The sequence below is a fragment of the Actinosynnema sp. NPDC059797 genome (assembly GCF_042732085.1).
Taxonomy (GTDB): Bacteria; Actinomycetota; Actinomycetes; order Mycobacteriales; family Pseudonocardiaceae; genus Actinosynnema.
Map to the genome: position 1 here is coordinate 1 of NZ_JBHWIE010000346.1, position 7,367 is coordinate 7,367.

Genomic DNA, 7,367 nt, shown 5'->3' on the forward strand with positions numbered 1-7,367 from the left:
CGGCTGGAGGGTGAGGTCGCCCTGACCGCCCTGCTGCGCCGCTACCCGCGGACCACGCTCGCCGGGGACGGCGTGACGTGGAGGCACGCGGTCAGCCGGGGGGTGACCGCGCTGCCGGTGCGCCCGGCCGGGTGAGCGCCCGGCCGGGCGCACCCGACCCGCGCCGGACGACGCCGAGCCGAAAGGACGGGCGCGGACGGGCACGCACGTGGGCGGAGCCGAGCCCGTGCCCGTCGCGGCGTGCGCCGCCTCGTCGTCGCCGGCTGCCGAGCCCCGCCCGGCGGCCGGCTCAGGCGCGGGTCCCCGGGGCGAGGGGTTCGTCCGGTCCGGGTGCCCGGCGCGGTCGCCGTGGTGCCGAAGGCGGCAGGCGGACCCAGCAGGCGATCGCGGTGACCAGGGCCGCGACCACCGCCAACGCCGGGTCGTCCAGGAGCGCGATTACCGCCACCGCCGGTGCGAGCACGACCGCGGCGGCGATCAAGCCCTCCTCGCGGCGGCCCGCGCGGTCCAGGGCGCGGAGGCGTCGGGCGAACCCCGGGTCCTCGGCCGCCAGCCGCTCCTCGATCGACCGGAACAGGCGCTGCTCGCGTTCGCCCAGCACGACGGTCCTCGTGCGGACCGCGCCGTGCGGCCGTGCCCCGGTCCCGGTGCGGGGGCGCCCGGTCCGGCGCCGGCGCCGTGCGCCGTACCCGGCGGTGACCAGTCCCGTGGCGAGGACGGCCACCGGCGGGATCCGGGCGAGCGAGGCGAACAGCAGCCCGACCAGCACCACCCACAGCGACCACCGCACGTCGGCTCCTCCCCGTCGGCCACGGCTGCCGGGACCCCGCCGACACCCGTCCCCCGATGCTCGCCCGACCGCGAGGTCCGCGGAAGACGTGAAGGCGGCCGGGAAGACGGCCTGTTGGTTGCCGGGCACCGGCAACCGGCGGTCCGCCTGTTGCCGGATCTGCGGAGGAGGAAGGGGCGGGACGGCTCGGCGGCTGCCGGGCACCGGCAAGCGCGGGCGAAGCCGACAGCGCGCCGCCGGCGTCGGTCAGTCGCCCCACCGCATCGGGATGTCCGGGCTCGCGCCCAGGTCGTCGGTCTTGACCAGGTACCGGGCGAGTGAGCCGACCGGGGCCTTCGCGGGCACGGCCCGCGCCTGGCCGACGATCTCGGCGAACAGCGTGGAGGAGGTGTTCAGCCGGGGGTAGCGGGCGTGGAGGTCGGCGGCCATCTCGTCGGTGACGTGCTCGGCGTCCGCGCCGAAGTCCAGTGCGGTGCCGGCGGCGACCAGGTGGCACAGCAGGCCGCGGCGTTGCGCGATGCCGCCGGAGGTGTGCAGGGCGATGGCCTCCCAGACCCGGTCCGCCGTGCCCGCGTCGACGCCCTGGCCGCGGAGGTGCTCGGCGGCCAGGTCGGCGCCGGCGACCTCGAACCGGTCCGGTCGCCGGGCTCCCGCGGCGCTCAGGCCGAGGTCGTGCAGGGTGGCGGCGAAGAACACGGCCCGCGGGTCGTACTCCTCGTGCTCCCGGGCGTCCCACCGGTCGGCCAGGTGCTCGGCGTAGGCGTAGGCGCGGATGCTGTGGTTGGCCACGGCCGGTGGCACCGAGGCGCGCAGGAAGTCCAGCGTGGCGCGGGCGAAAGGTTCGGCCAGCAGCGGGGGAGTGGTGATCACGACGTCGATCCTGGCGGCACCGGGCACCGCCTCACCAGTGGCTGGAAAGCCAACTGTCAACGGTTTCTCGCCACCACCCGGCCGGCATCGCGGAACGCGGCCCGGTAGGTCTGCGGGCTGGTGCCGGCCACGCGCCTGAACCGCTCGCGGAACGCGGTGGGCGAACCGAAGCCGACCTGCGCGGCGATGCGGTCCACCGGGTGGTCGGTGGTCTCCAGCAGGTGCTGCGCCCGGCGCACGCGGGCTCGCAGCAGCCACTGGAGCGGGGTGGTGCCGGTCTGCTCGCGGAAGCGGCGGTTGAGGGTGCGGGTGCTCAGGCCCGCCTCGCCCGCGATGTCCTCCAGGGTCAGCTCGCCCGCGCAGTTGTCCTCCAGCCACCGCAGCAGGGGCTCCAGCGCGGAACCGCGCGGCGCGGGCGGGTGGTCGTGCACGATGAACTGGGCCTGGCCGCCCTCGCGCTCCAGCGGCATGACCGACAGCCGGGCGGCGTCGGCGGCCACCGCGGAGCCGTGGTCGCGGCGGATCAGGTGCAGGCACAGGTCCAGGCCCGCCGCGGCGCCGGCCGAGGTGAGGAACTGGCCGTTGTCGACGTAGAGCACGTCCGGGTCCACCTCGACCCGCGGGTGGCGGGCGGCCAGCTCGGCGGCGGCGGACTAGTGCGTGGTGGCGCGCAGCCCGTCGAGCAGGCCGGTGGCGGCGAGGGTGAACGCGCCGGAGCAGATCGAGGCGATGCGGGTGCCGCCGGCGGCGGCCCGCCGCAGCGCGTCCAGGACCTCCTCGGGCGCCGGTCCCGGCTCGGAGCGGCCGGGCACGATGATCGTGTCGGCCTCGGCCAGCGCCTCCAGGCCCCAGCGCGGCCGGAGGGTGAACGCGCCCGCGTCCACCTCCGGCCCGGCGCCGCAGACCTTCAGCCGGTAGGCGGGCCTGCCGTCGGGCAGCCGGGTGCGGGTGAACACCTCGATCGGGGTCGAGAGGTCGAACGGGACCACCTTGTCCAGCGCGAGGACGACCACCGTGTGCACGTCCGCAGCATAACCGGCTGGAATCCGTCGGCACCCGGTGATCCGGCCACCGACGGTTCCGCCCGGACCGCGCGGGCACGGACGTCGGGCCCGGCGCGGCCCCGCCGCCCCGGCGGTCAGACCGGCGTCCGGCTCGCGGACGTGTTCGACGCGATCTCCTGGTTGAAGGCGAAGGTGGTCGTCCGGCCGGTGCCGCTCTCGAGGACCTTCACCGTGGTCACCCGCCAGTCCCCCGACGAGTCGCCGTGGTTGCCGATGACCAGCTTCTGGATCGTCCCGACGTCCTTCCCGATGAGCGCGACGCGGTCGGTGCCGCCCTGCTCGAACAGGAACGGCGGCGACGCGTCGATCGTCGTCTTCGCGACACCGGCGCTGCCGTGCAGCTCGAAGGTGAGGTCGGCGTCGGTCCCGGCCCACAGCGCGTCGGCCGTCGTCACGGTCAGCACGTAGGCGGGCAGGTACGGCGGCAGCGCGAAGGGGTCGCGCTCGCGCGACGCGAGGGCCACCCGGGCCTTGATCGCGGGCTCCTCCAGCACCTCCCTCAGCGCCGGGACGTCGTTGACGAAGATCCCGTCGACGCCCATGGCGAGGTAGTCGCGCATCGCCGACTTCGCGCCGAGCGTCCACACGTAGACGAAGCGGATCCTGCGCTCGGCCCACTTCAGGGCGACGCCTTGCATGACCGAGCGCGGGACGTGCTCGCCGCCGCCCGCGACGAAGATCCCGTTGCCGTACCCGTGGCGGGTGATGCCCTTGCCGGTGAAGAAGTCGGAGACGGCGTCGGGGTGGTCGTGCGCGTCGATCGCGTACCCCTCCCGCGGGCGCAGCCCGGTCGCGATCGGTTCGAAGAACCCCCGGCCCGCGTACTCCGGCTGCGAGATGAGGACGTTGACCGGGACGTGGTCGGTCAGGTGCCGGCGGATGAGGTTGCGCAGCGGGACCGCCTTCCACGGCCAGTCCTGCTTGAGGTCGAACAGCCAGAGCGCGACCTGGGGGTTGTCGCGCAGGAGTTCCGCCACGCCCTTGAGGTACGGCACGAGGTCGTCGCGGGCCGGGTGGTCGGTGTTGTCGTGGTTGACGCAGAACTCGGTGGTGAGCGAGCCCTGGTTGTGGGTGAACTGGATGTCGCACTCGATCGCGTTGGCGCCCGCCTGGATCGCCCACTTGACCTCGTCGAGGTCGTTGCACCGGTGGGCGATGAGGTAGAACGGCCGGCGCGGGTCCTCCAGCCGGGCGATGAGCTGCTTGACCGAGATCGGCGCCGGGACGCCGAGGGCGGACGCGAGCGCCCGCACGCTGAGCGGCCGGTCGACGTTGTGGGACAGGAGGCCGTCCATGGTCACTGGAGGGTGACGAGGATCGGGATGAGACCGGTGCCGCCGGTCAGCGGGCGCAGCGCCTTGCCGAGGACGGCGCCGAAGGCGCGCGTCGGGTCGCCCGCCCTCATGGCGTGCCCCGGCCGGTCCGAGGAGGCCAGCAGGTCGCCGACCGCGATCGCGGCGGTCGTCGCGTCGGCCATGCAGTACGCCTTGCCGACCATCGACAGCGGCGCCCGCCGCCGCGACGAGGCCGTGCGGTCCAGCACGATGCCGGGCCGGTAGCCGCCGGCGCCGGCGACCACGCCCACGACCGCGGAGTCGTACGCCCGCGCGCTCGGCCGCAGGGACCCCTGCTCGTCGAGCACCATGACCGTGCCGGGTTCCGCCTCGACCCCGTCGGCGAGGTCGAAGTCCTCGGCGCAGTCGGCGTTCTGGAGGATGATGTCCCCGCTCGTCGCGTCGAGTTCCATGCTCACGCCGTTGTCGGCCCGGCAGAGGCGGACGCGCCCGTCCTTGCCGTTGCCGCCGACCCGGGCGATGGCGTCCCCGGAGCGCAGGTGGATGGTGTCCTTCCCGGTCCCGTCCCGCAGGAAGAGCTGACCCGGTACCGTCCCGCCGCCGAACCGGACCTCTCCGGTCGCCCCGTTCAGCTGGAAGACCGGTTTGTCGTCGCGGAGCAGCGTGATCGTGCCGGCGCCGGCCGCGTCGACCTTGACGATCGCGTGGCCGGCGGTGTCGTTCAGCACGAGCGTCCCCGCCGCGCCGGCGTGGCCCGCCGCGACGTCCGCGGTCGAGCCGTCGAGGACGACGGCGTCCGACTTGTCGGCCGCGCGCGCCACGACCCGCCCCGCCCGCTGGTACCCGCGGGCCAGGACATGGCCGTCGGCGGCCCGCACCTCGAACATCGGGCGGGTCTTGTCGTCGACCACCGTGATCTTCCCGGCGGTGCCGTCGCCGCCGGCGTGGAGGCCACCGCCGCCCAGCACCAGCGCGGACTTGCCGTTCGCCCCGTTGAGCGTGATGCCGCCGGGGTGCTGGTCGCTCCCGAGCACCAGCTTCCCGAACCCGTCGAGCTGGGCGTTCACCTTGTCGTGGAGCTCGCGCACGACGAGGCTCCCGGTGGCGCCGTTCCCGCCGACCAGGATCTCGGCGTTCTGCCCGTGGAGCCTCACGGACGGGTTGCCGACCACGCCGGCGCGCCCGAGCGACAGGACGTTGTTCGCCAGCTCCACCCAGACCCACCCGCCGGCCTGCTGGACCCCGAACCTCGGCGGTGTGCTGTCGGGGTCGAATGCGAAGACGACCTGGTTCGCGGCGTTCCGTATTTCCGTCTTGCCGATGAGCGGATCAGCCATGTGAATGACCTTCCCGAGGGTGCCACGGAGGTGCTTTTCAGGAGCGTACCTTTTCGGTCAATCCCCCGCGGACGCGTTTTTTCAATATGAGCCCTCGTTTTCTCTGACTCGGGCAGGTGGTGGTCACGTGGTGCGTGGGGCGCTCCCGACGAGGTGCATCGATCGGGTGCGGCACGATCCGGAGCGGATGACTACCGGCCGGTCGGGTTGAACACCGGGGTTCCACCTGCCTGGCTGGGAGGATGCGGAACGCGATCGCCACCATCCTCGCCACCCTGCTCCTGGCCGCCCTGCCCACCGCCGTTCACGCCCTCCCCGCCGCGGCCGGCGTCATCGACTTCCGGGACCACTGCACCGTCGCCCTCCTCTGACCCCGGCCCGGCCTCCCCGGCGCGCCGGGCACTGGCCTCGACCCGATGACAGATCGAGTTCGGCCGGCCGAACCCGCCGTCACCGTCACGGCCGAGCGGGACCGGGCACTCGCCGACGAGGCCGCCGCCGTCGTCCGGCTCGTCCTGCGGGACCTGCTCGTCGCCGCGGTCCCGCCCGTCGACCGGCCCGGAGCCGTCGCGTCGCCGACCGCGGGTCCGGGGTCGATTTTTCTCGTGGATGAATTCTCCGGACCCACGACACCAGGAACGCGCCGACGCCTTTTCGTCACCCTGCGGCCCGTCGGTACCGCCGTTCGGGCGTGGAAGAGGAAAAATCGATCGCGCGGATGTCGAAGTGGATCAAAGGCCGACCGCATCACCTGTCCGGGGAACGTATTCCACCCGGTCCCTCCCGGCAATTCTGCGGGCTCCACGTGATCCGATCCGGTGACAGAGGGCGACAAGGGGTTGGCTCACGGTGATCCGCCGCTAGTGTCGCCCGGAGGCGGTCGAGGGGAGGCCATCCGCGGTGATCGGTGTGCCGTCGTCGGGGGAGGGCGTTGCCGGGGACCTCGACGGCGCCGGTGCGGTCCGTTCCCCGGTCGTGCCGCTGCCTCGGGCGGCGGGCGTGGCGCCGCTGGTGCGCGGGCTGTTCGACGGCGTCGAGCGGTGGGGGTGGGAGTTCGCGCCGCTGCCCGGGTTCACCGCCGAGCCGGAGCCCGCGCCCGAGTGGCGCGAACCCGCCGAGGTCGTCGACGCGTGGCGGTTGTGGCGGCGGCGGTCGCGGCAGGTCCCGTGGGTGGTGGCCGGTGTCGGGGCGGTCGCCTGGGGGGTGTGGTCGCTGCCGTTCGGGGGCACGGTCGTCGGGCACGTGGTGCTGTCGGGGTGGCTGGTCGTCGGCTTCGCGGTGGTCCTCGTCCGGCAGGTCGCGGTGCCGAGGTCGCGGGTCCGGGCCGCCGCGCGGGAGCGCGACTTCCGGTTCGACCTGTTCCGCCACCGGGTCGGCGAGTGGCGCGGCCGGATGTCGGCCCGGGAGGAGGCGCTGCGGGCCCGCGCGGTCGCCAAGGAGTGGCTCCCGCTGCGACCGACCGGTTCGGCGGCGCGGGTGGAGGTGTTCGGCGGCACCGGTGACGGGTGGGCCAGCCTGGTCACCACCGTGGGCAGCTCCCTGCTGAGGGCCGGCGGCTCGGTGCTGGTGGTGGACCTCAGCGAGCGGCGGGTCGGGGACGACTTGGCCGCCCTCGCCGCGGCGGCGGGTTCGCCGGTGTCGGCGATCGCGCTGTCCCGGGAGGACGGCACCTTGTTGCGGGGGTTGGCCGCCGACGAGGTGGCCGAGGTGGTGGCGGGCGCCGTGGCCACGATGCGGTCCGGCGCCGACGCGGCCGACCTCCGGGTGGTCGACGCGTCCGTGCTCGCCGTCGTGGCCGACTGCCTGGAGGGGCCCGTCACCTTCGCGCGGCTCGCGGCCGGCCTGCGGGTGGTGCGCGGCCACCACGACCCGCGCGGCCCGCTGACCACGCCCGAGGTGCGCCGGCTCACCGGTCGGATCGACGCCGTCGGCGGCACGGACCGGGTCCTCAACGAGTTGCACGCCCTGAGCAACCTCGTCGAGCTGCTCGCCGCCGACGGGCCGCGCGGCG

Annotated in this window: 6 protein-coding genes and 1 pseudogene; 2 read left to right on the forward strand and 5 right to left on the reverse strand. The window is 74.5% G+C overall.

Annotated features, from left to right (window positions below):
- Positions 1-289 precede the first annotated feature (289 nt).
- The 5 genes and pseudogenes from ACFV4N_RS36625 to ACFV4N_RS36645 all read right to left on the reverse strand — a co-directional run bounded on the left by ACFV4N_RS36625 (position 290) and on the right by ACFV4N_RS36645 (position 5,356).
- Positions 290-790, reverse strand: a complete 501-nt coding sequence (locus ACFV4N_RS36625) for a DUF3040 domain-containing protein (protein ID WP_499677258.1) — start codon at positions 788-790, stop codon at positions 290-292.
- 246 nt (positions 791-1,036) lie between these two features.
- Positions 1,037-1,660: an HD domain-containing protein gene (locus tag ACFV4N_RS36630; protein ID WP_499677259.1), complete on the reverse strand. Its 624-nt coding sequence runs from the start codon at positions 1,658-1,660 to the stop codon at positions 1,037-1,039.
- A 56-nt stretch (positions 1,661-1,716) separates the two neighbouring features.
- A pseudogene (locus tag ACFV4N_RS36635) lies at positions 1,717-2,682 on the reverse strand (GlxA family transcriptional regulator).
- A gap of 116 nt (positions 2,683-2,798) precedes the next feature.
- A complete protein-coding gene (locus ACFV4N_RS36640) occupies positions 2,799-4,019 on the reverse strand; it encodes a PLAT/LH2 domain-containing protein (protein WP_499677260.1) in 1,221 nt (406 codons plus the stop codon).
- A gap of 2 nt (positions 4,020-4,021) precedes the next feature.
- Positions 4,022-5,356, reverse strand: coding sequence for a hypothetical protein (locus ACFV4N_RS36645; RefSeq protein ID WP_499677261.1), 1,335 nt, complete (start codon positions 5,354-5,356; stop codon positions 4,022-4,024).
- Positions 5,357-5,598: 242 nt separating this feature from the next.
- Between ACFV4N_RS36645 and ACFV4N_RS36650 the strand changes: the two genes are divergently transcribed.
- Entirely contained in the window at positions 5,599-5,727 is a 129-nt protein-coding gene (locus tag ACFV4N_RS36650) for a hypothetical protein (RefSeq protein WP_499677262.1), read from the forward strand.
- 529 nt (positions 5,728-6,256) lie between these two features.
- Positions 6,257-7,367, forward strand: a 1,111-nt coding sequence (locus ACFV4N_RS36655) for a hypothetical protein (RefSeq protein ID WP_499677263.1), incomplete at its 3' end; no start/stop codon positions are given.

Bases quoted from the DNA above. Each gene is read 5' to 3' on its own strand.
- ACFV4N_RS36640 (WP_499677260.1), bottom strand. From the start codon at position 4,019: ATGGACGGCCTCCTGTCCCACAACGTCGACCGGCCGCTCAGCGTGCGG.
- ACFV4N_RS36645 (WP_499677261.1), bottom strand. From the start codon at position 5,356: ATGGCTGATCCGCTCATCGGCAAGACGGAAATACGGAACGCCGCGAAC.
- ACFV4N_RS36650 (WP_499677262.1), top strand. From the start codon at position 5,599: ATGCGGAACGCGATCGCCACCATCCTCGCCACCCTGCTCCTGGCCGCC.